This is a genomic window from Neobacillus terrisolis, from assembly GCF_051233475.1.
Taxonomy (GTDB): Bacteria; Bacillota; Bacilli; order Bacillales; family Cytobacillaceae; genus Bacillus_BU.
In genome coordinates, this window is sequence record NZ_JBKFGH010000030.1 from 1 (window position 1) to 25,950 (window position 25,950).

Genomic DNA, 25,950 nt, shown 5'->3' on the forward strand with positions numbered 1-25,950 from the left:
ATCATAAAAAACCAATCGCTGTATAGATAAAAAAGTTTTTTTAAAAACAAAGGAATCGTGAGAAAACATGAGTATATGTCCAAACTTAGGGGGTTGACCCGTTAACTCTCAGGATTTGGTTCTAACACGCCTGCTTTATCTTCTAAAACCACTTCATCTACGTCCACAACGAGATCGCTCGGCTTCTCAAAAGACAATGGGCCTAGCTTCTCCATCCGGATTTCGCGGATGACCAGTTCAGCGACTTTATCGTAGTCAACCTCACCGCCACTAACTAAGCAGCCGCGGGCCTTTCCAACCGTATCAAACAACTCAACCGTTTCCTCAGGTACTACTTCAAGCTTAAAGCGGTCCCTAAGGCGGTCTGGATAGGCCTTTTCCAAGTATCGCATTGCGTATGTTGCAATATCATGCATATTTAAAAGGGTATCTTTAATAGCACCGGTTACCGCTAATTTTAATCCAACCTCTTGGTCATCAAATTTTGGCCAGAGGATCCCTGGGGTATCGAGCAGCTCCAGTTCTTTGCCGACCTTAATCCATTGCTGGGCTTTGGTTACTCCCGGTGTATTTCCGGTCTTAGCAATATTTTTTTTAGCTAAACGATTAATTAACGTCGATTTGCCTGCGTTCGGTATCCCGACAATCATCGCGCGGATTGCTCGGGGCTTAATCCCCTTTGCCCGCATGCGATCAAATTTTTCACTTAATATATTTTTGGCTTCCGCGACAATTTCCTTCATACCAATACCAGCCTGAGAATTAATGGCCAGTGCAGAAATGCCTTGGTCTTTGAAATATTGAATCCACTGTTTTGTAATTTCCTTATCAGCCATGTCGGCTTTATTAAGCAATACTAATCTCGGTTTATGCTGAATGATTTCGTCTATCATCGGATTTCTAGACGAGTATGGAATCCGTGCATCAACTAGTTCAAAAATAATATCAACTAGCTTCAGTTTTTCTGTAACTTCTCGGCGTGCTTTCGCCATATGTCCGGGGAACCATTGAATTGTCATAAACGTCACCCCTCTTTTTAAAAATAATCCAATCAAGCTTATTTTACAATTTGAATATCCTTAACTGGCCAGTAAAGGATTTTTGTATTTCCGAGTACCTTTTCCATTGGAATGGTGCCGATGTGTCTGGAGTCCTTGCTGTAGCGGCGATTATCTCCCATTACAAACAGCTGCCCTTCCGGAACCTTTTTCTTGCCGATTTTTTCCTCTAAAGTGAAAGGTTCTGTTAACGGTCCATCAATGACTGCTTTTTTATATTCTTCCAAATATGGCTCTTCATATGCTTTTCCATTAACATAAAGGATATCGTCTTTGTATTCAATCTCATCGCCAGGCAATCCAATTACCCGCTTTATGTAATCCTTCCCTTCCGGTGCATGGAAAACAATTATATCAAACCGTTCAGGCTCTCCAATTTTATAACTGAATTTATTGACAATCATTCGATCCTGATTATGAAGTGTCGGCATCATAGATAAGCCGTCCACCACAATTGGAGCAAATAAAAATGTACGGATTATAGCTGCTAACACAACTGCGATTACTAGTGCTTTTGTCCATTCCCAAAGTTCATTTTTCTTTTTTGTCATTCTATTTCCCCACCATTCTTAACCTAAGAGTGTCGATATAGATTTATTTTACATAAGTTAGCAATATTTAACACGATAGGGGATTAATTTTTTAAGATTATTTAATCCTTTTGTCTTATGTTTGCAATATTTCTGCTACAAAAAAGGGGCTTGTTTCCCAAGCCCCCTTTTTTTCATACCAATTATCTGATTTCTTTGATACGAGCTTTTTTACCGCGAAGATTACGTAGGTAATAAAGTTTCGCACGGCGTACTTTACCACGGCGGATTACTTCAAGCTTCGCAATTTTCGGTGTGTGTACAGGGAATGTACGCTCAACGCCTACTCCGTAAGATACCTTACGAGCAGTAAAAGTTTCGCTAACTCCTCCACCACGACGCTTAATCACAACACCTTCGAAGATCTGGATACGTTCGCGAGTACCCTCGATAACTTTAACGTGAACACGTACAGTATCACCAGGACGGAACGAAGGAAGATCAGAACGAAGTTGTTCTTTTGTGATATCATTGATTAATTGTTGCATCGTATTCAACTCCTCCCACAGATGCTCTTGCATTCCTAGTAATGATTGCAGCGGAACATCGTTATCAAGACTTATACCTTTACAGTCCAAGTCACAAAAAATATCTTATCATAAATAATCGACATCCGCAATAGTTAATCCTGTGGTTTTTCGAATTCTGCCAGCCATTTTTTCTGTTCATCGGTTAGGTCTACATCTTGCAAAAGGTCTGGCCGGCGCAAAAAGGTGCGGCGCAACGATTCTTTTTTTCTCCATTCCTCGATCAGGCGGTGATTCCCGGAAAGTAAAACGTCCGGAACCTTCATCCCGCGGAAATCGGCTGGTCTTGTGTAGTGCGGATGTTCAAGAAAACCGGTGCTGAACGAATCCTGCTGATGGGACTCTTCATTCCCTAGCACCCCGGGCAAAAGGCGAACGACACTATCAATTATCACCATTGCACCGAGTTCGCCACCGGTTAATACATAATCTCCTATTGAGATTTCATCGGTTATAACATGTTCTCGAATTCTTTCATCATAGCCCTCATAATGACCACAAATAAAGATGAGATGCTCTTCATTAGCCAATTCCTCCGCTTTCTTCTGGTCGTAGCGACGGCCCTGCGGACATAAAAGAATAACCCGTGGTTTCTTCCCGCCCTCGCCGTTAGACAACTCGGTAACCGCATCAAAAATCGGTTGTGGCTTTAATACCATTCCGGCACCGCCACCGTACGGATAGTCATCAACCGTTTGATGCTTATTATCCGCAAACTCACGGAAATTGACGACATTGTAGCTAACTGAATTGCTTTCCGCCGCCTTTTTTAGGATCGACTGTGAAAACACTCCCGAAAACATTTCCGGAAAAAGGGTAAGAACATCGATTTTCATCATGACAGAAGCCCTTCCATCGGCTTTATCAAAATAATTTTTTCTTTTACATCGACCTTTTTGACGATTTGTTCAATGTAAGGGATTAGAATGTCCCTTCCCCCACTGATCGGTTTGACAACCCAGACGTCATTAGCGCCAGGAGTCAGAATTTCAGTGATCTTGCCAATTTCTTCACCATCAACTGTAAAAACAAGGCAGCCGACGATTTCATGAAAATAAAACTCGCCTTCATCAAGGGCACCAAGCTGACTCTCAGGAACCTTTAAAATTCCATCCCTAAATTTTTCTGCCTCATTCACATTTTCATAGCCTTCAAACGTCAATAAATCAAAATTTTTGTGCTGACGATGGCCTTTAACCGTTAATTCGATTGGTTCTTTGGCACCAGGCATAAATAAATATAAATGATTTCCTGGCTTATAACGCTCTTCAGTAAAGTCCGTCTTGGATATAATCCGAACCTCACCCTTTATTCCGTGTGTATTGACAATTTTACCGACATTAAACCATTTATCCATGCGTTTATCACCTTTCTCTTATTTCGGCGACATAACCGTCTTTAATAATAATTGTTTTTCCCGAAAGAAACTCATCCCAACGATCCCCCACATTGACATCGACAAGGGCTTGGACTTCCCGTTCCTTTAATTCACTTCCTAACGGTAGGATATGTAGTTGTTCTATTTGAAAATCAGCCAACTTTATTTTTTCTTGGCGAATTTGAATTTCTTTATCAAAATGCTCGAGTAATTGTGTGGGCTGATATTTTTTAGTTTTTTCAAGTTTTTTTAATTCAAAGCGAAGCTGGTCGCATTCTTTTTGCAATTGCAGCCTTCGTTCCTGGTACTTTTCAAACAGTTCGTCCTTGCTTTTTTCTGTTAAGATTTGTTTAACAACAACAGTTTGAAGCAGTTTCATAAAGCGCCTCCTAAAACGCTAAGTTGATCTTTCCTAGGAAAAGAAATGATGAAACTTGGCGAATAAAATAGAGTTCCATATACGAAAAGAGGAGGGATGCCCCTCCTCATTCTGAGATTTCTAAAAAAATCTTCTTCTGTTGTGTTGAACCTGCTGCATAGACTACAGTTCTGATTGCCTTTGCAACGCGCCCCTGCTTTCCAATTACCTTACCCATATCGGTCTTGTTAACTGAAAGCTTATAGGTTACGCGTTGATCCTCTTCAATAACGTCGACAATGACGTCGTCCGGAAAATCAACAAGGGGCTTGACGATGGTTTCGATCAGCTGTTTCATAGAATCTCTAATTACTTACTGTTCTTAACATTATGGAATTTTTCCATAATGCCTTGGTTAGAGAAAAGGTTACGAACTGTATCAGATGGCTTTGCACCTGTTTGTAACCATTTAAGAGCTAGCTCTTCGTTGATTTCAACGATTGCAGGATCTGCAACTGGATTATAAGTTCCAACTGTTTCAATGAAACGTCCATCACGTGGTGAACGAGAATCTGCAACTACGATACGATAAAAAGGAGATTTTTTAGCTCCCATACGTTTTAAGCGAATTTTAACTGCCATTTTAAATAAGCACCTCCGAATAGTTTCACACAAGATAATATAATAGCAATGAATAAAAAGTTTGTAAAGTGTTTTTTCTTAACACCTTAGAAACTTACTGATACCACAGGGTTTTTGTTCCATTAAAAAGGGTTAAACGGTAATTTAAAGCCGCCTTTTTTCTTCCCTTTTTGCTGCATGTTGGTCATTTGTTTCATCATTTTCTTCATGTCCTCAAATTGTTTCAGAAGACGGTTAACGTCAGGAACGGTCGTTCCACTCCCTTTAGCAATCCGTTTACGGCGATTCGCATTGATGAGTTCTGGATGGATTTTTTCTTCCTTCGTCATCGACCTGATGATGGCTTCCACGTGGGAAATTTGCTTTTCATCGATGGTAACATTGTTCAGGCCTTTGATTTTGTTCGCACCAGGCATCATCTTTAACAGCTCATCGAGCGGTCCTAAATTACGAACTTGACCAAGCTGATCAAGGAAATCGTCAAGAGTGAAGGATGCTGTCCGCATTTTCTTTTCTAACTCTTTCGCCTTCTCTTCATCAACATTCGCTTGGGCCTTCTCAATTAATGTCAGCACATCGCCCATTCCTAAAATCCGTGACGCCATGCGTTCTGGATGGAATGGCTCAAGCGCATCCATTTTCTCGCCAAGACCGACAAATTTAATCGGTGTTTGGGTAACAGACCGAATGGAAAGGGCTGCACCGCCTCGGGTATCACCATCTAATTTGGTTAACACAACACCGGTAAGTCCAAGCGTCTCATTAAAGCTGCTTGCAACATTTACTGCATCTTGACCTGTCATTGCATCAACGACAAGGAAAATTTCATCAGGCTTGGACAGCTCCTTAATTTGCTTTAGCTCGTCCATTAGTGCCTCATCAACGTGCAGACGGCCTGCTGTATCGATTAACACGTAATCATGATGTTCTTCCTTTGCCTTAGCAATTCCCTGCCTGGCGATTTCAACTGGACTTACCTTATCACCAAGTGAAAAGACAGGCATTCCCAGCTGCTTTCCAAGTGTCTCAAGCTGTTTAATAGCTGCAGGACGATAAATGTCGGCGGCAACCAGGAGAGGTTTACGATTATATTTTTTCCGGAGCAGGTTTGCGAGCTTTCCGGTTGTGGTCGTTTTACCAGCACCTTGAAGACCAACCATTAGAATAACGGTCGGCGGACGGTTGGATACGGCAATTTTGCTTTGCTCGCCGCCCATTAGCTCTGTTAATTCTTCTTTTACGACTTTGATAACCTGCTGTCCAGGAGTTAGGCTTTTCAAAACCTCTTGCCCTTGTGCGCGTTCACTCACTTTTTTAACAAAGTCCTTAACTACTTTAAAGTTAACGTCTGCTTCTAAAAGTGCTAGACGAACTTCGCGCATCATTTCCTTTACATCCGCTTCAGAAACTTTTCCTTTTCCGCGGATTTTCTGGATCGTATTTTGCAGTCGGTCGGCCAATCCTTCAAATGCCATTCTTTTTGCCGCCCCCTAATCTAATTTTTCAATATCGACAATCGCTTCAAGCAGCTCCTGTTTATAAGGAGTTTCAGCTTCCAGCAGTTCTTTTAAAACCTTAAGCAGCTTGCTGCGCTTTTGAAATTTCTCGAATAATAATAGTTTTTCCTCATATTCCTCTAGCATTGCCTCGGTCCGCTTTATGTTGTCATAAACTGCTTGCCTGCTTACATTATACTCTTCAGCAATTTCTCCAAGGGAAAAATCATCTAAGTAATAGAGGGACATGTAGCTGCGTTGCTTTGGTGTTAACAACGATTGATAAAAATCATAAAGATAATTCATGCGAGTTGTTTTTTCCAGCATCGCGTTTCCCCCTTGTTAAGTGAAAAGCCTTTACAACCTAGTTTACACAGAACAACACGCCATGTCAAGATACGCCAAGGCTTGTCGATACTATGAATCTTTTATTTTTTTGTAGGTATCCTTATCACAAATCACATACAATTTCGCCTCGGCAGCGATCGACTCCTCCGACCTTTTGGCAATATCTAAATGACTGCCGTCGGAAATGAGCGTTGCACCTAAATCGAATAACTCGCTCGCTGCTTGTTTATACGTTTTCCAATGCGGTTTTTTAGTGATTTCATACAAATTTTCTTCATCGCCATTGCTAAGCAGTTTCTTAAATAAGCGACTCGAGCCCGGATAGATAGCTGCCTGAGCCATCAAGCGGGATACCGATTCCTTCGCTAAAATAAATTCGTCCACTTTCGCATATTCGAATAACGAAATATGGTTTTCCTTCATTATTTCGACAATGGTATAAATACTTTTATGGTAGCGCTTGGAAATATACTCAACACGTGAGGCAATCAACAGTGTTTTCCCATCTGCGTATTCGGATAACTCAATGCTTTCATCAGAAAAAATGGAAACGGATTTGGATTCCAGGATATTGGCTCTCATTAACACAGCTTCGTCGGCTGGATCTCCGCTGACAAAATGAACTCTTTCGTGGTCAAGCGGGCATCTTTCTGCATTATCAATAATCACGACTTCCGCTTTTTTCTCAGCATAGAAGATTTCTTCGAGCACATTTTGCAATTTTTCCTTTGATGAACCTATTAAAATATAATGACCCGTACCCGAATATTTCAATTTCCCTTCCTCCTTTAGCTTCCGATACAAACTAAAGCTCTCAAATATCTTCCCGATTATAAGACCCATTGCCCCAATTCCAATCGTATATAGAAACAGCATTGTAAACAGACGGCCTCCAAAGCTAGTAGGAAAAAAATCACCATAACCTACCGTTACAATAGTAGTCATCGTCCACCATAGTGCATCAAAATAACTCGGAAACGTCTCTGGTTCAATTGATCTCATGATGAAACTGCAAGCGAAAATAACTAAAATCGTTATAACCACTAGTTTTCTAAGGCTAACCTTACTTAGCCTGGAAATGATTCTATGTAAAATCCACATGGGGAACCTCCCATTCTTGTGTCATCGAATTCCGATTGGTAAAAAGTATGATAGATTGTCGGTGATAGGGTTTCCGACCCGACAGCCAATTCCCCCCGGCTCCCCATTTAACAGGAAGCTTCCGATAATCATATGTCCTGTTTGAACACCCTTTTCAGATGTGAACGAGACTTCAGGCAGTTCAATATACTGCTGATAAACGGGGGTATAGCACATATAGGATTTATGGGAATCCTCGACCTTTAACATCCCTTTTCCGTCATAGATTTCCACCGTGTCACCCTCACGTCCAAATGAAGGTTTTTTAACAAAGGCGGTGCCCGTTTTCAAAAAGGGGTCCGGTTCAAGGTAGGTAGGCAGAAAATACTCATCAATCCATTCATGCTCTTGTGACGTAAAATACGGATGCCTCTGTTCATGCAAGCCCCAAATAACCGCATGTACCGTTTTATTTTGCAAAAGAAAGGCAGATGGAGGATTAAGGATGGAAAGTTTACCTAATGCAACTAGCTCAAGGAGCCATAAACCAATCGGATGATCCTGTTCATCTTTATCTAAGATTAAATTTTCGATCGGATAGGTTTGTCGGTAAAGGATATCAATTTTGTTACCTGCTTCATCATACAGGCCTTCCCCCTGCTTAATTTGCAATGACTTGAGCGGAACAAATTTTGCAGGTAGTTTAGTTAATTTTTGCAGATATAAAGCCGTATTGAGGTCTTCAAGGTGATCATGATGTGCGGTGAAAACAAGGTTTAGTTTCGACTGAGTGATAGACGCAATAATACTGCTCTGTACTGCTTCGCTCAGTTTTTCTTCCATCCCGGTATTTGGATTTTCTAATCCAAATTCACTACAGATGAATTCATTAACGGCAAAAACTTCTTTAATAAATGTGGGTGTATCAGAATTTAACTCTAAGCACTTGACGCTGCCCCCATATGGAACTAAATCAAGCCTGGCAATGACACTTTCATTTTTAAGCTGTGTTATCCGCAGAAAGGAAAGAGTTTCCCGCGGGAAACCCATTTCTAGTAATATCTCATCGTCTGCTTGCCGAAGTAGTTTGGCAGTTTTATAGAATATGGAACCAATCCGGCCTGATGCTTGATGAATCATTTTGACAAAGTCGCGGTTTGTTTGATAAACATCATAAAGCGCATATTCTTCGCCATAAAGGTCCGGCCAAAAATTTTCCACCTTCGCGAAAAATTGTTTTCTTTTTTGTTGATATGATGAGGAATTCACAAAAACTCTCCTTTATTCGCCATCTATTTCTTTGACATAAATGACATATGCACCACGATCTTCGTCAATTTCTGTGGAGGTAGTGTAATATTGGCCACGGACAGGAATATCGACGACGTCTTTGAGCAAAAAGCGAATCACTTCAAAGTGGCTGTCACATGGAATGACGTTTAAAAGCCGATAATTTTCTTCGGCTAGTGAGCTCCGAAATTCCAGATGCAGCCCATTATTGCGATAAGTCTGTTCATCCGGCACCAGCTGATTAGGCCCCATCTCTTCAAGGACGAGGATTTCTTCGCTACCCTTCATCTCATTTGATATTAATTGATATTGCATCCCTTCGATGATGAAGTAAGTGCACAATTGCCGTGCGTAGAATTCATCTTCGCCAACGTCAGGATAACTGTATTCAAAAAAGGGCTGGTAGTCTCCATTCCCACGATCAATAAAATAAGTCAGTTTATGCATCTGCTTCACCCCTGCCCTTTATGTTAGTACGTCAAGCATTTCGCCACAATCCAACCAACGGCAAGAGAAAGAGAAAATAACATTACTCCAACGGCACGATTGTCTTCTTCTATCGCCTTTTCAATACTAAAGCGAATCGTAATGACCTCTGCGACAATAAAGAAAATAATTTGCGCTACAATACCGATGACACCCCAAATCGCCATATCTAAAAGGGATACGGAATATTCTGCTGCCGAACCTAGCACAACCGCAAGACCCAAAAGTTTACCGCCCAAGGAAAGTGCTGCGGTCATATTCTTGTCTGCAATTAATTTAAATTCCTTTACCTTAGTAGTCGTAATTTCAAAAAGAAATACACCGACTAATAATAAGCCCAGTGAAACGAGCAAATATAGTGAAAAATTGATATATAAATCCATGAACATCCCTCTTTCTAATAAATTTTAGCCGCCAAAGCCTTTAGAGCCGCTTCCAAATCCGCTGCTTGCTTTTCCGCCTTTAAAGGAACTGCTTTTTTTGTACGATGAGTACGCCTTATTTTTATATAAAAGTGATTTCGTTTTATAATATTTTCCACCATAGAAATAATGGCCATAATAGCCTGAGGATATATCATCACATTCCCAAACCCCATCATCGTTATCCCATTCCCAGTCCCCGCAAGCATTATCTTCCGGAACGGGAGGGAGGTCGTTTCCGCAACCGGCTAGCCCAAAGGTCAGAGCGGTCGTGGATATTCCAGCGATTACTTTTTTCGTTTTACTCATACGCTTCCTCCTTTAATTTTCTTAGAACTTACTTCCATCCAAAGCCGGGGAATACCTGCTTTACATTATTACTAAAATATGACAAATCCTATAAAAAAAGACTGAAGAGGAACACTCAACAGTCTCTTATATCATTTTTAATCATCCGAAAGAACTTATTCCTGTTCTTCCTCTACTTGATCCGCAAATAAGCCATAAACGTATTGTTCAGCATCGAATTCTTGCAGATCGTCCATTTTTTCACCAAGCCCGACAAACTTAACCGGGATGTCCATTTCTTTACGAATTGCAAGGACAATTCCCCCTTTAGCCGTACCATCAAGCTTCGTTAAGACGATTCCACTTACATCGGTTACTTCTTTAAAGGTTTTGGCTTGAATCATGGCATTTTGACCGGTTGTGGCATCAAGAACAAGCAGAACTTCATGAGGAGCACCAGGGATTTCCCGCTCGATTACCCGCTTTACCTTCTCAAGCTCCTTCATCAAATTAACCTTATTTTGAAGACGCCCAGCTGTATCGCAAAGCAGGATATCCGCATGGCGTGCTTTAGCAGCTTGGATGGCATCATACATAACCGCAGCAGGATCGGAACCTTCTGCCTGCTTTATGACTTCAACGCCTACACGCTCGCCCCAAACCTCAAGCTGTTCAATCGCTCCTGCCCGGAACGTGTCACCGGCTGCCATTAATACTTGTTTGCCTTCTGACTTAAATTTGTGACCGAGCTTTCCAATGGTCGTTGTTTTTCCAACTCCATTTACACCAACAAATAGAATAACCGTTAATCCGTTTTCCTGAATGTTTAATTCAGATGAAGCATCACTTGAGCCGCCTTGATAAATTTCAACCAATTTTTCGGAAATAACAGCTTGAACCTCTTTTGGGTCTTGAATATTCTTCCGCTTCACTTCCATTTTCAGCTCATCAATCAGATTCATAACGGTATCAAAACCGACATCAGCTTGAATGAGAATTTCTTCAAGCTCTTCAAAAAAGTCCTCATCTACTTTTCGATATCGTGCTACTAGATCATTTACTTTTCCTGAAAAATTATCGCGTGTTTTCGTTAAGCCATGCTTAAATTTTTCTGTAACTGTATCGGCTTGCTTGGAGATTTTTTCTTTTAATTTTTTAAAAAAACTCATCGTTTCACTTCCTCATTCATATAAATCGTTAGGATTTAACTAAATCAGGTGTTTCTTCTAAGCGCACTGAGACGAGCTTAGAGACTCCAGATTCCTGCATCGTAATCCCATAAAGGACATCTGCTTCCTCCATTGTTCCTTTTCGATGGGTTATTACGATAAACTGTGTTTCACTGCTATATTGCTTTAAATAGCGACTGAATCGGTTTACGTTGGCCTCATCGAGTGCTGCTTCCACTTCATCCAAAACACAGAATGGAACAGGCCGCACCTTTAAGATTGAGAATAATAAGGCAATCGCTGTTAAGGCACGCTCTCCACCGGATAGGAGTCCAAGATTTTGCAGCTTTTTACCTGGAGGCTGAGCAACAATTTCTACCCCTGTATTAAGTAAATCATTTGGATCGGTTAAACGTAAATCAGCTCTTCCTCCGCCAAACAGGGCTTGGAAGGTTGGTTCAAAATGGAAGCGAATTCCCGAAAACGTCTGTTCAAAACGCTTTTTCATTTCTTCATCCATTTCACCAATTACTTGGAATAATGTATCCTTTGCTTCCTGAAGGTCTGTTTTTTGCTCGAGCAAGAATTCATATCGTTCTGATACCCGTTCATACTCTTCAATCGCACCAAGATTAACAGTCCCTAATTCTTCGATCGCCTTCTTAATTAATTTTACTTTTTTACGAGCCTCATCGATTGGAAGGGATAATGGGTATTGTTCTTTGGCCGCCTCAAAGGTAAGCATGTACTCTTCACGAAGATGGGCCAGACGATTTTCAAGCTCAACATCAAACCGGGTAAGCTTTACTTCTTCGTCCTTTAGAACCTCAACCAGCCCCTTATGCTGGCGTTTCAATTCCTTTGACTCAAGTTCCATATCTTCAAGTTCGAGCTGTAATGAAACGCGCTCTTCTCTTCTGGTTGAGATCAATTGGACCGTTTCATTTTTATCATAAAGCATTTGCTTTGCTGCATGCTCTAATTGTTCTTCTCCAGATGAGCTATTCGTCATTTCAGACGATAGCAGTTGTAAATCTTCACGAACCGTGGCTAGTTTTTCTTCACTTTCTGTTAACTCTACCGATAATCGTGTCAATTTTTCATTCGCATGAGACAATTGCTCATTTTTGGCTGCCATCTGAATTTTCCGCTCATTTATTTCAGTAGAAATCGCTTCCTTCGACGTCGACTCCACATTTTTCTGTTGTGATAGCTTTTGAATTTCTGCATCTAGGTCAGCAATTTCAGCAGCAAGCTTTGAAAGTTCGGCCTCTAATTCGGATTTTCTTGAATGGAGAGCTTCCTTTTCTTGAATAAATTGAAGCTTATCCATGTCATACAATGCTAATCGTTCATTCACATTCTTTTCTTCAACCTCAATTTCACGGAGGTCTCCCTTAAACGATTGTTCCAGCATTCGAAGCTCTTCGCCCGTTTTACGTAATGTCTCAAGCTTCGCTTCTTTCTCCTGAATTTCATTTTTTAATAGCTTCACTTGGTTTTCAAGCTGGGCGGTTTTTTCCTCCATATCAGCAAGCTTTTCCTTCAGCTCTTCAAGTTCACCTTTACGGCTTAACAAGGAATTGTTTTTCTGCTTAACAGCCCCACCTGTCATCGAACCGCCCGGGTTGACAACATCACCATCTAGAGTGACAAAGCGGCAGCGATATTGAAGGATTTTCGCCAGTTCATTCGCGCCTTTTAAATCTTTTGTTATCACGACATTCCCTAAAAGGTTGCCGATAATTTCTTGATACTTCTGGTCAAAACGGATCAACGAGGACGCTACTCCTATATATGAAGGGTGGTGTTTGATCGCATCAAGCTGGGAGGAAGAAAGACTTTTCCCTTTTATTACGTTTAACGGAAGAAAAGTTGCCCGGCCATAGGAGTGTTTCTTTAAAAAGGCAATCGCTGCTCTTGCATTTTGTTCCGAATCAACGACTACATGCTGCATTGCGGCACCTAAAGCAATTTCGATCGCCGTTTCATATTCCTTAGGGGCAGAAATTAACTCGGCAACGGCGCCTTCAATCCCTTGTAGACTATTATTCCGAGCCTTTAATACTTCCTTTACCCCCTGATAAAAACCAGAAAAATCTTCTTCCATTTCTTCCAGCATTTCTTTTCTTGATTTGGACTGTTGTAAAAATTGGTAGGCCTGGTAAAGGAGTTTTTCTTGCTTTTGATACTGATTTTTCAAAGACTCAAGCTTTCGCTGCTCTTGAAAATAGGTTTGAACCTGTTGTTCAAGCTTGCCATTTGCTTCTTTCAGTTGAAGAAGCGCCGTTTCTTTTCTTGCTTGAATGTCCTCGCGTTGACGCAGGAATTTTTCATTCGTATCATCGAGCTTACTATTGCGGCTAGTTTGCTGTTCCAGCTGCTGAGTAATGTTGCGAAGTTCATTTTTCGCTCCAGCTTGGCTATTTAATAATTCAATGTAATCACTCTTCAATGACTCAATCGTTTGTTCGATATTTACAGTGAATCTCTCTAGTTGGCCAAGCTTTTCATCTAAATCACGCTTTAGCTCTGCCGCTTCTTGCTTGAGCTTTAAAACCGTGCTTTCCTGTATTTCCTTATCCGCTTTCAGTTCCTCAATCTTACTTGTAAGTTCGGCCACGTTTCGTTCAAGCTGCTGTTTGTTTTGCGAAGCATTTTTCTTGCGTTCCTTTAACACTTCTTTTCGGCCTTCAAGCTTTTCAAGCTCCTCGGTTGTTCGGAGCAAAACAGCTTGCAGATCATCGATCGATTCATCTAATGCCGATATTTTATTGCGCCATTCCTCAATATTAGCTTCCTTTTTCTGAAGCTCACTTGATAGTCTTAGCTCATCCTGTTGATGTCCTTCTAACGCTTTAGAGAGATTCTCCCATTTCGCATGAAAATCTTCAATTTCATAAACGGTTAGGGAGACTTCAAAATTTTCGAGTTCTTCTTTTTTCTCTAAATAATCGCGGGCAATGGATGCTTGCATCTTCAACGGTTCAACTTGAGACTCAAGCTCATAGATGATATCGGTGACACGATTTAAATTTTCTTGAGTCTCTGCAAGTTTATACTCTGCTTTTTTCTTGCGGTTTTTATACTTTAATACTCCTGCTGCTTCTTCAAAAATCGTTCTCCTGTCCTCGGCTTTACTATTTAAAATTTCTTCAACCTTTCCTTGGCTAATAATCGAAAAGGCTTCTCTACCAAGGCCGGAGTCCATAAATAGATCAATAATATCCTTCAGTCGGCACGACTGCTTATTAATTAAAAAATCACTCTCTCCCGAGCGATAAACTCGTCTCGTTACACTCACTTCGTTATAATCCACTGGAAGGAATTGGTCTTCATTATCAAGTGTCAGCGTAACCTCAGCAAAATTTAATGCCCGTCTTGTATCGCTTCCAGCAAAAATGATATCTTCCATTTTTGAACCACGGAGGGATTTCGCCGACTGTTCTCCAAGTACCCAGCGGATTGCATCAGTAACATTGCTTTTTCCGCTTCCATTTGGGCCGACAACAGCTGTAACACCTGGAACAAAGTCGACGGTGATTCGTTCAGCAAAAGATTTAAAACCAACGACATCTAAACGCTTCAAAAACATGCTGTCTTCCTCCTATTTGTCTAAAAAAGTCCTGTTCTACTGTTCTTGATTATGTTCAGCTTGGATATAGGTTTTTAACTTTTCTAACGCCATTTGGGCAGCATGCTGTTCCGCCTCTTTTTTTGATCTGCCCGTCCCAGTACCCAATTCTTCACCATTTAATGCGACACGGGAAACAAATTCCCGATTGTGAGCAGGTCCTTTTTCAAGGAGAATCTTATATTCGATGACACCGACACCATCACGTTGTACATATTCTTGAAGCTGACTTTTAAAATCCATCACATGAGAAAAAGCACCAGCATTAATTTTCGGAAATACGATTCTTTCCAAGAAAACGATCACACTGTCAATTCCTTTATCCAAATAAAGAGCTCCGATGAAGGCCTCAAATACGTCAGCCAGCAATGCCGGTCTTTCCCTGCCGCCGGTCATTTCTTCGCCCTTCCCTAGTAAAACAAGCTGACCAAAAGAAAGTTCGTTTGCAAAATAGACTAAAGATGGTTCACAAACAACTGCTGCACGAAGCTTTGTCAGCTCTCCTTCACTCATCATAGGGTACTTCTTGTAAAGGAACTGGGAAACCGTTAATTCTAAGACGGCGTCACCCAAAAATTCAAGCCTTTCATTATCTTCATAAGGCTTTTTGCGATGCTCATTCACATAGGATGAATGAGTAAATGCTTGCTTTAATAAATTACTGTCTTTAAATTCAAAGTCAATTTGCCTTTGGAATTCTTTAAATTGATTTTCTTTTGCGCGGTTAAGTTTTATTTCTCGTTCATTTCCGTTTTTGCGCATCCTGGTCTCCACCTTGATTTTATTCTATAAAAGCGCATGTTCCCCGCCTTATCAGGCTGAAAAAGCGCTGGATATGGTCTAAAACGTATCTATTCTATCTTACAAAAAAAAGGGCTCCTTACGCAAAAGAAACTTGGAGTGCTTCTAAGCAACCCAAGTCTAAAATGCGCAGGATTTCTACAGAATAAAGCCCCGTTAAAAAAACGGAGCTTTCGTAGGCATCTAACGATTACAAAGTGCTTTTTATGTAATTCACAGCGTCACCTACTGTGGCAATTTTCTCAGCATCATCGTCAGAAATTTCCATATCAAATTCATCTTCTAATTCCATTACTAATTCAACAACATCTAAGGAATCAGCACCAAGATCTTCTTTGAAAGAAGCTTCTAAAGAAACTTGAGATTCTTCAACTCCTAAACGATCAACGATGATTTTCGTTACGCGTTCTAAAACGTCAGCCATGCATGTTCACCTCCCCTCAAGCCATTATAGAGTATTTTAACTTAATAATAAAGTGAAACTTCCATAAGATGGGGTGGTTTTCCCCAGCTTATGGTTAGTTGAACAAATCGGGCTTTTACGGGCAGTTTAACAAAATGTTTTTTTAATAAAACTGGTATACTGCCCGTTAAAGCGGGATAAAGTGAAACTTCCATTAATTACATGACCATTCCGCCATCAATATGAAGTGTTTGGCCTGTCATGTACTTGCTATCCTCAGAGGCTAAGAAAGTAACAACCTTTGCGATGTCCCCTGGTTCACCAAAACGTGCAAGCGGGATTTGTGATAGCATCGCTTGTTTTACTTCCTCTGTTAGTTTATCCGTCATATCGGTTGTTATAAACCCAGGGGCAACAGCATTAACTGTAATTCCGCGTGAAGCAAGCTCCTTCGCAGCCGTTTTGGTTAACCCAATTACTCCGGCCTTGGCCGCTACATAGTTCGCCTGACCAGGATTTCCACTTACGCCTACAATCGATGCAATATTGATGATTCGACCGCTGCGCTGCTTCATCATTTGACGAGTAACCGCTTTTGTACAAAGGAAAACACCTTTTAAATTTGTGTTGATAACAGAATCCCATTCATCATCCTTCATGCGCATGATCAGATTGTCTCTGGTGATTCCGGCATTATTTACTAAAATATCAAGTGCTCCAAAACGCTCGATGGTGCTTTTTACCATGTCGTTAACCGCTTCACTGCTAGCAACATCGCCTTGAATTGCAAATGCGTCACAGCCAAGCGCTTTGATTTCTTCCACCACTTCTTGTGCTTTAGCTTCACTGCCTGCATAATTGACGGCAACATTTGCACCTTGTTTCGCTAATTCTAGTGCGATTTCACGGCCGATTCCCCGAGATGCTCCTGTTACGAGTGCAGCTTTCCCTTGTAATTTCATCGTGTCTCCTCCTTTAAGGCTTCAACTGTCGCGAGCAAACTTTCCTCGTCAAACACAGAAAATGTTGTCACCGATCGGTTAATTTTTTTCACAAGTCCAGATAATACTTTTCCAGGACCAATTTCGATAAATGTATCTACCCCAAGCTCTATCATCCGATTCACTGAATCTTCCCATAGTACAGGTGAATATAATTGTTCGATTAATTTTTGTTTAATATCAGCAGCTGATGTCATGGTGTCGGCCGATACATTGGCGATAACCGGCACCTTAGCATCCTTAATCGAGATTTGATCAAGTACGGAACCAAGTTTTTCGGCAGCTGGCTGCATTAATGACGAATGGAAAGGTCCGCTCACTTCTAGCGGAAGAACGCGCTTCGCGCCTGCTTCTTTTGCTTTTACAGAAGCAAGTTCTACTCCTTTTCTAGAACCGGACATAACGATTTGCCCAGGACAATTCAAATTAGCCAGTTGAACCGGGTTTCCTTCTGCAGTAATGGCCTCGGTTACCTCTGTTAACGCAGCTCGGTCCATCCCAAGCACTGCTGCCATCGTCCCTTCTCCTGCGGGAACTGCCTCTTCCATAAATTCCCCACGTTTCCGAACAGCATACACACCTTCTTCAAAAGAAAAAGCCCCCGCTGCAACTAAAGCCGTGTATTCACCTAAGCTGTGCCCAGCGCAATAGTCCGGTGTAATATTAAAACGTTTGAAGTGCTCCAGAATGGCAATACTTGTTGTCATTAAGGCTGGCTGTGCATTGGTCGTTAACGTTAACTCCTCTTGCGGCCCTTCAAAAATCAGTTTTGTCAAAGAAATATGTAAAGTTTGGTCTGCTTTTTCAAATATTGCTCTTGATTCTTCATGTGAATCAGCCATAGTTTTTCCCATTCCGACCGTTTGCGAACCTTGGCCAGGAAATAAAAACGCAATTTTACCCATTAGGAATCTCCTTTTTCATGTTTATTTTTCAATCTTTTCGTTTAAGCTGGCGATTGAATTTTTTATTAAGCCAGATACATCTCCGCCAACCATTTCCCTTGTCTGGCGAATCGCATTATAAATTGCGTTCGCATCAGATGAGCCATGTGCTTTGATAACCGGAGCTTTTAGTCCAAAAAGTCCCGCACCGCCATACTCGGAATAATCCATTTTATTTTTGAGTTCATATAAGTCTGGTTTTAAAACAGCAGCAGCAATTTTCGTTTTGAGGCTGCTCATTAAAGCGGTTTTGAGCATTTTGAATACCGACAGGGCTGTTCCTTCTAGTGTTTTCAACACCATATTCCCTGTAAAGCCATCCGTCACAACGACATCAGCAGCTCCTTCTAACAAATCACGTGCCTCGACATTTCCGATAAAATGAAGGTCAGCGTCTTTTAAAAGTTCAAATGCCTTTTTTGTCAGGTCATTGCCTTTTTTCTCTTCAGAACCGATGTTTAACAGCCCCACACGCGGCTTTGCAATTCCTCTTACCTTTTCAGCATAAATGGAACCCATAATCGCGTATTGTACCAGATGCTCAGCCTTGGCATCAGCATTAGCACCTACGTCTAAGAGCAAGAATCCCTCACCACCAATTGTTGGCAGGGTCGGCGCTAAGGCAGGACGATCGATTCCTTCAATTCGTCCAACCACGAACAAGCCGGCTGCAACAAGTGCACCTGTATTTCCGGCAGAAATACAAGCATCCGCTTTTCCATCCGCTACAGCTTGAGCGGTAAGAACCATGGAAGCAGTCTTTTTCCGACGAACTGCTCTTACTGGTTCATCCGTCCCCAATATTACTTCTTCTGTATGAATGACTTCTATTCTTTCACTGTTCGTTAAATACTGATTAATTTTTGACTCATCACCGATAAGGGTTATATGTAAATCTGGAAATTGACCTATGGCCTTCATCGCTCCGAGCACAATCTCTTTCGGAGCATTGTCGCCTCCCATTGCGTCAATAGCAATTTTCACGATCACTCATCCTTTAATTATTTATTTGAACGGACCATTACGAAATCGCCTTTAAATACAAGTTCATTATTTACAAAACTAGTGACTTCTACAAATGTTCTGCCACTATCATAATCAATTTTTTCAACTTTTGCTTTAGCAATAACACGTTCATTTTCTTTTACTTGGCGGGTAAAAAGAATATTTGCTTTGGCTGTTAATGCTAATTCATCGTCAATCACGGCAACTGCCAGGGAATTTGCCTGAGCAAATAAATGGTGGCCGCGGGCAATTTGATTTCGTTTAAAAACATGCTCACTTCTCACATCAAAAATCGAAATGGCACTTTTGTCTAATTCTATATCAATAATTTCACCAATAATTTCATCAATCGGCAAGGAGCGAACCTCATCATCAAACCTTTTTTCTGCTACATGTTTGATTCGTTCGCGTAGCTCAGGAATCGATAATTCCAAGCGGTCTAGTCTAATCGTTTGAACACTTACAGAAAATTTATCCGCAAGTTCTTCATCTGTAATAAACGGATTGTCTTTAATTGTTTTTGTTAATAATTGTTGACGTTCTTTTTTATTCCGTCTCATATCATCACACCGTCCGAGATCTTATGACTAGGTACTAATAGTAGTATATAAGTTGAGGTTATAGATTGCAAGATAAATTTCTTCATCGACTTTTGGCATAAAGACTGACTTACTGGCCATTCTTTAGGTTTTCTTCCTCGGTTTTGGTCAGTAAGATCGCTTTACTGGCCATTCTTTAGGCTTTCTTTCTCGGTTTTGGTCAGTAAGACCACTTTACTGACCATTCTACAGGTTTTCTTCCTCGGTTTTGGTCAGTAAGACCACTTTACTGGCCATTCTACAGGTTTTTTTCCTCGGTTTTGGTCAGTAAGACCGCTATACTGGCCATTCTACAGGTTTTCTTCCTCGGTTTTGGCCAGTAAGACCGCTTTACTGGCCATTCTACAGGTTTTCTTCCTCGGTTTTGGCCAGTAAGACCGCTTACTGCCATTCTACAGGTTTTCTTCCTCGGTTTTGGCCAGTAAACCCACTCCACTAACTTTTTCATCCACCAAACAGATTATAAAAGTTAATCCAGCTTTTCCCCCGCCATGGCTCCAGACTCCTCCAAGTATGCTCTTAACGGAGCGTACTCTGCTGCAGTCCAAAATACAGTTGATTCGATTAATGCGGCGGCATCACTTCTAGCCGTCTCAAGGGCCCGGTAATCGTGAACCAAATCAGCTAGTTTAAACTCAGGAAGACCACTTTGTTTTCTGCCGAAAAAGTCGCCGGGACCTCTTAGCTCCAGGTCCTTTTCACTGACAACAAATCCATCATTGGTTTCGGTCATGATTTTCATTCGTTCTTTGCCTACCTCTGTTTTTGGATCGGCCAGCAAAATACAGAAGGATTGTTCCGTTCCCCGACCAACCCGGCCGCGAAGCTGGTGGAGCTGAGCTAAACCAAATCGTTCGGCATCATAAATAAGCATAAACGTCGCATTTGGAACATTCACTCCCACCTCAACCACCGTTGTGGAAACAAGAACCTGAACTTCATTTCTACTAAACTCTTTCATAATGGTATCTTTTTCATCCGCACTCAATTTGCCATGCATCAACCCTACCCGAGCACGATTTCCGAAAAAATGCGTTAATGTGCTATGAACATCGATGGCATTTTGCAAATCAAGTTTCTCTGATTCTTCTATCAGTGGACAGATTACATAAGCTTGTCTGCCCTTCACTAATTCTTTTTCCATAAATCCTAAAACACGGTCAAGCATATCGTGCTTGGCCCAATATGTCTCAATCGCTTTCCGTCCAGCTGGCATTTCATCAATAATCGATACATCCATTTCGCCGAATACCGTTATCGCCAGTGTTCTCGGAATAGGTGTTGCTGTCATAAACAGCACATCGGGATTTTCTCCCTTTTCCCTGAGAACTCTTCGTTGTTCCACTCCGAAACGATGCTGTTCGTCTGTTATAACAAAGCCTAATTTCTTGAATTGAACCTCTTCCTGAATCAAGGCATGTGTCCCGATTAACACATTGATTTCACCCTTTGACAAGCTCTCAAGTATTTCCTTACGGCGCTTCCCCTTTACTGAGCTTGTCAACAGCTCACATCTAACCCCAAAAGGCTCGAGTAACCCTCGTAACGATTCAGCATGCTGCTCAGCCAGGATTTCAGTAGGGACCATAAGCGCCCCTTGAACGCCTGCTATCACACCTGCATAAAGACCGATTGCAGCCACCACGGTTTTACCTGAACCGACATCGCCCTGGAGGAGTCGATTCATTCGATATGGGGATTTTAGGTCAGTTAAAATTTCCTTTACCACACGGATCTGGGCATTCGTTAAGGGAAAAGGGAGCCCAGCAATAAACTGTTCGAGCTTTCCCTCGTCATATTCTAGGGCTGTCCCTGCTGATTGTTCTCGCTCATACTTCCGCAAAGCTTGCATCTTCAATTGAAAATATAGAAATTCTTCGTATACAAAGCGACGCCTCGCCTGTTTTACATCATCCTGCGATAAAGGAAAATGCAAAGCCCTTAGCGCATCCTTCCTTCGCAGCAATTTGTAGCGATTTAACATAGACTCCGGTAAAGTCTCATCGAGATTGTTGTTCACATATTGAAACGCAAGCTTTATAAACTTGCGAATCCCTTTAACCGTTAGCTGCCCTTTCACTGCATATACCGGTTCAAGCTCTTTCCCCTTCGAGTATTCACCAATATGTATTTCAGTTGCGGTAATGGTTTGGCGATGCTGATCCCATTTTCCTGTAACGGTAACGATTTGATTTAAGGCAATTTTCTTTTTTAAAAACGGTTGGTTAAAGAAAACGACCTGTATTAAATAACGGTCCACTAACAATCTAATAATCAACCGGGATTTTTTGCGACCATAAAAAAGGAGAGATGGCTCACTATGAACCTTTCCCTCAACGGTTACTCGTTCATCATGCTTAACCTCTGCTAAATCGCGTAACCGGTAATCCTCATAACGGTACGGAAAATGCTCAAGTAAATCTTGAACAGTATATATATTCATTTCTGTTAAAATTTCTGCCGTTTCTTCCCCAATTCCTTTTAAGACAGTAACCGGTTCTTTAAGGTTTTGATTCACGTTTATCAAGCGGTTTTCCGAAAATCTTCGCTTCAAGCATACGACCTGTCTTCGTAACCGCCAACCCTCCTTGTCCTGTTTCTCTCAGTGTAGCCGGCATCGTTTGACCGATTTTAAACATGGCTTCAATTACTTCATCACATGGAATCCGGCTCGTAATGCCTGCAAGAGCCATATCGGCTGCAATCATGGCATTTGAAGCGCCCATAGCATTTCTTTTTACACAAGGAACTTCAACTAAACCTGCAACCGGATCACATACTAAGCCTAACATATTTTTCAGCGTTATTGCCATCGCTTCTGCAGATTGCTTTGGTGTTCCTCCAGCCATTTCCACAAGCGCGGCGGCGGCCATTCCGGAAGCTGATCCTACCTCCGCTTGACACCCGCCGGCTGCACCAGAAATAGAAGCGTTGTTCGCAACTACAAATCCAAAGGCGCCAGCGGTAAACAAATATTTGATCATTTGTTCTCGTGTTGGATTAAGTTTGGTTTTCACAGCGAATAAGGTTCCTGGAACGACACCAGCACTGCCTGCTGTCGGGGTAGCACAAATCGTACCCATCGCAGCGTTGACCTCATTGGTGGCAACAGCCTTACTAACCGCATCCAAAATGGTCTCACCAGATAAAAATTGACCTTTTTCTATATATTTTTGTAAAAGAACCGCGTCCCCTCCCGTTAGTCCTGAATGAGAGTGAACCCCTTTTATTCCACGTTCAACCGCTTGTTCCATCACCGTTAAATTCTGTTCCATTAATTGAAAAATTTCTTCTCTTGTCCGACCTGTTACCTTTAATTCCTGCTCAATCATAATTTCGGCTATTTGTTTATTTTGATCTTCTGCGAGTTTAACCAATTCAGCTACATTACGAAACAATTGGGTGTCCTCCTTCGCTAGCCTATCAATCTACGATTTTCGTTACCTTGATAACATTGGGAAGTTTTTCAATTTCATTTAGAATCGCATCATCAATGTTTTGATCAACCTCAATTGTCATAAGTGCCTGCTGCCCAACGTCCTTACGAGACACCTCCATATGTCCAATATTGATTTCGTACTTTGCCAGTGTATTTGAGACACTGGCGATCGTCCCAAACTTGTCATTATGAGAAACCAAAATAGCGGGATGATTTCCGGAGAGTTTTAATTGAAAACCGTTTAACTCAATAATCTCTATTTTTCCGCCACCAATTGAAATACCGACGAGCTCCAATTCCCCATTTTCATCGCCAATTCTCACTTTAGCGGTATTAGGATGATTAGGAATCGCATCTTCTTCATGAAAATTGATTTCCATACCAGCAGTCTTGGCGATTGTTAACGAATCAATAATTCTTTCATCAAAGGTATCAAAATCTAAGATTCCCCCAACGATAGCGACATCAGTTCCGTGTCCGCGATAGGTTTTTGCAAATGATCCATAAAGACGGATCTCGGCCCATTTGGGTTGTCTTGCAAATAAACTCCTTGCCACTCGTCCAATCCGTGCTGCCCCAGCAGTATGTGAGCTTGACGGACCAATCATGATCGGCCCTATTATGTCAAAAACACTTTTGTATTTCATACGGCTGCATCCTTTCCAGGTCTATGATTCTATTGTATGATGAACCCTTTAAATAGCTCTCTATAAAAGAAAAAAATAGAAGGGAAGTCCCTTCTATTCCATGATATATTAAAATTATTTTTACTCAATAGCAAAAATGAAAGCATATAATGGCTGTTCACCATTATGGGTTTCAATTTCGATATCTGGAAATTTAGATTCAATAAATTCTGTGAGTGCTGCAACCTCATCTTGCGTGGCATCTTCACCTTTTAAAATGGTAAGGATTTCGGCATCTTCGTCAATCATAGCTGTTAATAATTCTTGTGCAGCCTTTACCTTATCTTTATCTTTTACGACTATTTTCCCATCGAAAATGCCCATAAAGTCATCTTTTTCAATTGAAAGTCCATCAATGCTTGTATCTCTTACAGCAAAGGTAATTTGCCCTGTTTTCACATGGCTAAGTGCTTCTGTCATCGCTTCTTTATTATCAGCTAACTCCGCACTCGGATTAAAGGCGAGCATAGCGGACATACCTTGAGGAACCGTCTTCGAAGGAATCACAATGACTTCTTCATCGGCAACCTCGGCCGCCTGCTCTGCTGCCATAATAATATTTTTATTATTTGGAAGAACAATGACTTTCTTTGCGTTTACTTGTTTAATTGCGGAAACAATATCCTCTGTACTTGGATTCATCGTTTGTCCGCCTTCAATGACAGCATGAGCACCGATGCTACGGAATAACTCAGCAATTCCTGAGCCCATAGAAACAGTTACAATTCCATACTCTGCTTTTTCTTTTTTCGCAACAGGGGCCGGTGCTTCAGAATGATGATCCCCAACGATGGCGGTATGCTGTTCACGCATGTTTTCAATTTTCATATTTACAAGACTGCCATATTGCTGACCATAAGATAAAACTTCACCAGGATGTTCGGCATGAATATGAACCTTGACTAACGTTTCATCTGCAATAACAAGTAAGGAGTCACCGTGTTGACTTAAATCTTGACGGAAAGTTTCTTCAGAAAAAGGGTGCTTCTCACTATCCAACTTAACCATAAACTCTGTACAATACCCAAATTCAATATCTTCCGTTTGAATATGGCTTTGTACACTTTTATGATGCTCCGCACTTACTAGTTCTTCCATTTTCACTTGGGCGATAGGGTTTTCAGGAAGAGATTCACCTTTCAACTGCGCCAGGAAGCCTTCATAAACAAAAACTAATCCTTGACCGCCACTATCAACTACTCCTACCTCTTTTAATACAGGAAGGAGATCAGGCGTACGATTTAGGGAAGCTTTTGCTTCCTTGACGACTTCTTCCATAATGACGATGAGATCAGACTGTTTTTTTGCAACCTGAACTGCTTTTTTGGCTGAATCCTTTGCAACTGTTAAAATGGTACCTTCAACAGGTTTCATAACAGCCTTATACGCTGTTTCTACCCCTGCTTCGAGAGCGGCCGCAAAATCTTTCCCGTTTATTTCTGATTTTTGCTCAATATTCCGAGCAAAACCACGAAATAATTGTGATAATATTACTCCAGAATTACCTCTAGCACCCATTAATAGCCCTTTAGATAAAGCTGTCCCCACTTTTCCAATATGTCCCTGCGTATTATTTCTTACCTCTTTCGCCCCGGAACTCATTGACAAGTTCATATTTGTTCCTGTGTCTCCATCAGGAACGGGAAAAACGTTCAACGCATCGACATATTTTGAATTAGCAGATAAATGATTTGCACCTAAAAGAATCATTTCTGCGAAACGGTTACCATCTAAGACGTTAATCGACACAAATCTTTCCTCCTCACTACGGGTGCGTTACACGAACACCCTGAACGTAAATATTTACCGAGTCAACTGCAAGCCCCACGGTTTTGTCCAATGTGTATTTCACTTTTGATTGTACATTGTGAGCAACCTCGGAAATCTTCGTTCCGTAACTAACGATAATATACATATCGATATGTACTTCTTCATTTTCCTGGCGAACGATCACGCCGCGCGTGAAGTTTTCTTTGCGCAAGATTTCGGTCAAACCGTCTTTTAACTGCTGCTTAGAAGCCATTCCTACGATCCCATAGCAATCAGTAGCTGCACCGCCTGCAATAGTGGCGATTACTTCATTTGAAATATCAATTTGCCCGTACTGTGTTTTCAGTTCAATTGACATAAATCGTTCCCCCTTTGGAAATTGCTGCTTGACTAAAGTCATTTTACTATAAGCTGTTCGATTTTGAAAGCGGTACTTCCTCTGTCTTATTATGGACAATCGCGACTTTCCTATGTCAAGGGATTTTTCTTGAAAGCTTATGCCCATAGCTATTGCATTCCAAGAAGTTGTGTGATAA

General features: G+C 41.3%; 28 protein-coding genes. All 28 read right to left on the reverse strand.

All coding sequences use genetic code 11. From position 1 onward, the window contains the following. Positions 1-101 precede the first annotated feature (101 nt). Entirely contained in the window at positions 102-1,019 is a 918-nt protein-coding gene (gene ylqF / locus ACI48O_RS17775) for a ribosome biogenesis GTPase YlqF (RefSeq protein WP_435563198.1), read from the reverse strand. 38 nt (positions 1,020-1,057) lie between these two features. Beyond that, positions 1,058-1,609, reverse strand: coding sequence for a signal peptidase I (gene lepB, locus ACI48O_RS17780; protein WP_435563199.1), 552 nt, complete (start codon positions 1,607-1,609; stop codon positions 1,058-1,060). Positions 1,610-1,791: 182 nt separating this feature from the next. Beyond that, the gene (gene rplS / locus ACI48O_RS17785) at positions 1,792-2,136 is read right to left on the reverse strand and encodes a 50S ribosomal protein L19 (protein ID WP_435563200.1); all 345 of its coding nucleotides are present in this window, start codon (positions 2,134-2,136) and stop codon (positions 1,792-1,794) included. A 134-nt stretch (positions 2,137-2,270) separates the two neighbouring features. Beyond that, positions 2,271-3,011, reverse strand: coding sequence for a tRNA (guanosine(37)-N1)-methyltransferase TrmD (gene trmD, locus ACI48O_RS17790; protein WP_435563286.1), 741 nt, complete (start codon positions 3,009-3,011; stop codon positions 2,271-2,273). Next, a complete protein-coding gene (gene rimM, locus ACI48O_RS17795; RefSeq protein ID WP_435563201.1) occupies positions 3,011-3,532 on the reverse strand; it encodes a ribosome maturation factor RimM in 522 nt (173 codons plus the stop codon). Before rimM ends, trmD begins: the two co-directional genes overlap by 1 nt. A gap of 7 nt (positions 3,533-3,539) precedes the next feature. Beyond that, positions 3,540-3,932, reverse strand: a complete 393-nt coding sequence (locus ACI48O_RS17800) for a YlqD family protein (protein WP_435563202.1) — start codon at positions 3,930-3,932, stop codon at positions 3,540-3,542. A gap of 106 nt (positions 3,933-4,038) precedes the next feature. Then, positions 4,039-4,269, reverse strand: coding sequence for a KH domain-containing protein (locus ACI48O_RS17805; RefSeq protein WP_435563203.1), 231 nt, complete (start codon positions 4,267-4,269; stop codon positions 4,039-4,041). A gap of 11 nt (positions 4,270-4,280) precedes the next feature. Beyond that, a complete protein-coding gene (gene rpsP / locus ACI48O_RS17810) occupies positions 4,281-4,553 on the reverse strand; it encodes a 30S ribosomal protein S16 (protein WP_435563204.1) in 273 nt (90 codons plus the stop codon). A gap of 122 nt (positions 4,554-4,675) precedes the next feature. Then, positions 4,676-6,028 carry a signal recognition particle protein gene (ffh, locus tag ACI48O_RS17815; protein WP_435563205.1) on the reverse strand — a complete coding sequence of 451 codons (1,353 nt, stop codon included), beginning with the start codon at positions 6,026-6,028 and terminating at the stop codon, positions 4,676-4,678. Between the two features lie 15 nt (positions 6,029-6,043). Beyond that, a complete protein-coding gene (locus ACI48O_RS17820; RefSeq protein ID WP_435563206.1) occupies positions 6,044-6,376 on the reverse strand; it encodes a putative DNA-binding protein in 333 nt (110 codons plus the stop codon). 90 nt (positions 6,377-6,466) lie between these two features. Further along, positions 6,467-7,498: an ion channel gene (locus ACI48O_RS17825; protein ID WP_435563207.1), complete on the reverse strand. Its 1,032-nt coding sequence runs from the start codon at positions 7,496-7,498 to the stop codon at positions 6,467-6,469. A 21-nt stretch (positions 7,499-7,519) separates the two neighbouring features. Further along, positions 7,520-8,746: a glutathionylspermidine synthase family protein gene (locus ACI48O_RS17830; protein WP_435563208.1), complete on the reverse strand. Its 1,227-nt coding sequence runs from the start codon at positions 8,744-8,746 to the stop codon at positions 7,520-7,522. Positions 8,747-8,758: 12 nt separating this feature from the next. Continuing rightward, the gene (locus ACI48O_RS17835; RefSeq protein WP_435563209.1) at positions 8,759-9,214 is read right to left on the reverse strand and encodes an RNA helicase; all 456 of its coding nucleotides are present in this window, start codon (positions 9,212-9,214) and stop codon (positions 8,759-8,761) included. A gap of 23 nt (positions 9,215-9,237) precedes the next feature. Next, complete coding sequence (locus ACI48O_RS17840; protein WP_435563210.1) at positions 9,238-9,636, reverse strand: DUF350 domain-containing protein; 399 nt, start codon at positions 9,634-9,636, stop codon at positions 9,238-9,240. 24 nt (positions 9,637-9,660) lie between these two features. After that, a complete protein-coding gene (locus ACI48O_RS17845) occupies positions 9,661-9,984 on the reverse strand; it encodes an aminotransferase yhxA (protein ID WP_435563211.1) in 324 nt (107 codons plus the stop codon). 155 nt (positions 9,985-10,139) lie between these two features. After that, the gene (gene ftsY, locus ACI48O_RS17850) at positions 10,140-11,132 is read right to left on the reverse strand and encodes a signal recognition particle-docking protein FtsY (RefSeq protein WP_435563212.1); all 993 of its coding nucleotides are present in this window, start codon (positions 11,130-11,132) and stop codon (positions 10,140-10,142) included. A 28-nt stretch (positions 11,133-11,160) separates the two neighbouring features. Then, a complete protein-coding gene (smc, locus tag ACI48O_RS17855) occupies positions 11,161-14,727 on the reverse strand; it encodes a chromosome segregation protein SMC (RefSeq protein ID WP_435563213.1) in 3,567 nt (1,188 codons plus the stop codon). A gap of 36 nt (positions 14,728-14,763) precedes the next feature. Then, positions 14,764-15,528: a ribonuclease III gene (gene rnc, locus ACI48O_RS17860; protein WP_435563214.1), complete on the reverse strand. Its 765-nt coding sequence runs from the start codon at positions 15,526-15,528 to the stop codon at positions 14,764-14,766. A 229-nt stretch (positions 15,529-15,757) separates the two neighbouring features. Next, a complete protein-coding gene (gene acpP / locus ACI48O_RS17865; RefSeq protein ID WP_318504821.1) occupies positions 15,758-15,991 on the reverse strand; it encodes an acyl carrier protein in 234 nt (77 codons plus the stop codon). A gap of 197 nt (positions 15,992-16,188) precedes the next feature. Beyond that, positions 16,189-16,932 carry a 3-oxoacyl-[acyl-carrier-protein] reductase gene (fabG, locus tag ACI48O_RS17870; RefSeq protein ID WP_435563215.1) on the reverse strand — a complete coding sequence of 248 codons (744 nt, stop codon included), beginning with the start codon at positions 16,930-16,932 and terminating at the stop codon, positions 16,189-16,191. After that, positions 16,929-17,876, reverse strand: a complete 948-nt coding sequence (fabD, locus tag ACI48O_RS17875) for an ACP S-malonyltransferase (RefSeq protein WP_435563216.1) — start codon at positions 17,874-17,876, stop codon at positions 16,929-16,931. The genes fabG and fabD overlap by 4 nt, the downstream gene beginning before the upstream one ends. A 21-nt stretch (positions 17,877-17,897) precedes the next feature. Then, positions 17,898-18,899, reverse strand: coding sequence for a phosphate acyltransferase PlsX (plsX, locus tag ACI48O_RS17880; protein WP_435563217.1), 1,002 nt, complete (start codon positions 18,897-18,899; stop codon positions 17,898-17,900). A 17-nt stretch (positions 18,900-18,916) separates the two neighbouring features. Continuing rightward, complete coding sequence (gene fapR / locus ACI48O_RS17885; protein ID WP_435563218.1) at positions 18,917-19,480, reverse strand: transcription factor FapR; 564 nt, start codon at positions 19,478-19,480, stop codon at positions 18,917-18,919. A gap of 508 nt (positions 19,481-19,988) precedes the next feature. Further along, complete coding sequence (recG, locus tag ACI48O_RS17890) at positions 19,989-22,037, reverse strand: ATP-dependent DNA helicase RecG (protein WP_435563287.1); 2,049 nt, start codon at positions 22,035-22,037, stop codon at positions 19,989-19,991. Continuing rightward, the gene (gene sdaAA / locus ACI48O_RS17895; protein WP_435563219.1) at positions 22,021-22,917 is read right to left on the reverse strand and encodes an L-serine ammonia-lyase, iron-sulfur-dependent, subunit alpha; all 897 of its coding nucleotides are present in this window, start codon (positions 22,915-22,917) and stop codon (positions 22,021-22,023) included. Before sdaAA ends, recG begins: the two co-directional genes overlap by 17 nt. Before the next feature lie 25 nt (positions 22,918-22,942). Further along, positions 22,943-23,605, reverse strand: coding sequence for an L-serine ammonia-lyase, iron-sulfur-dependent subunit beta (gene sdaAB, locus ACI48O_RS17900; protein WP_435563220.1), 663 nt, complete (start codon positions 23,603-23,605; stop codon positions 22,943-22,945). 120 nt (positions 23,606-23,725) lie between these two features. Next, positions 23,726-25,393 carry a DAK2 domain-containing protein gene (locus ACI48O_RS17905; protein ID WP_435563221.1) on the reverse strand — a complete coding sequence of 556 codons (1,668 nt, stop codon included), beginning with the start codon at positions 25,391-25,393 and terminating at the stop codon, positions 23,726-23,728. Positions 25,394-25,409: 16 nt separating this feature from the next. Continuing rightward, entirely contained in the window at positions 25,410-25,772 is a 363-nt protein-coding gene (locus ACI48O_RS17910; RefSeq protein ID WP_435563288.1) for an Asp23/Gls24 family envelope stress response protein, read from the reverse strand. Positions 25,773-25,950: the final 178 nt, after the last annotated feature.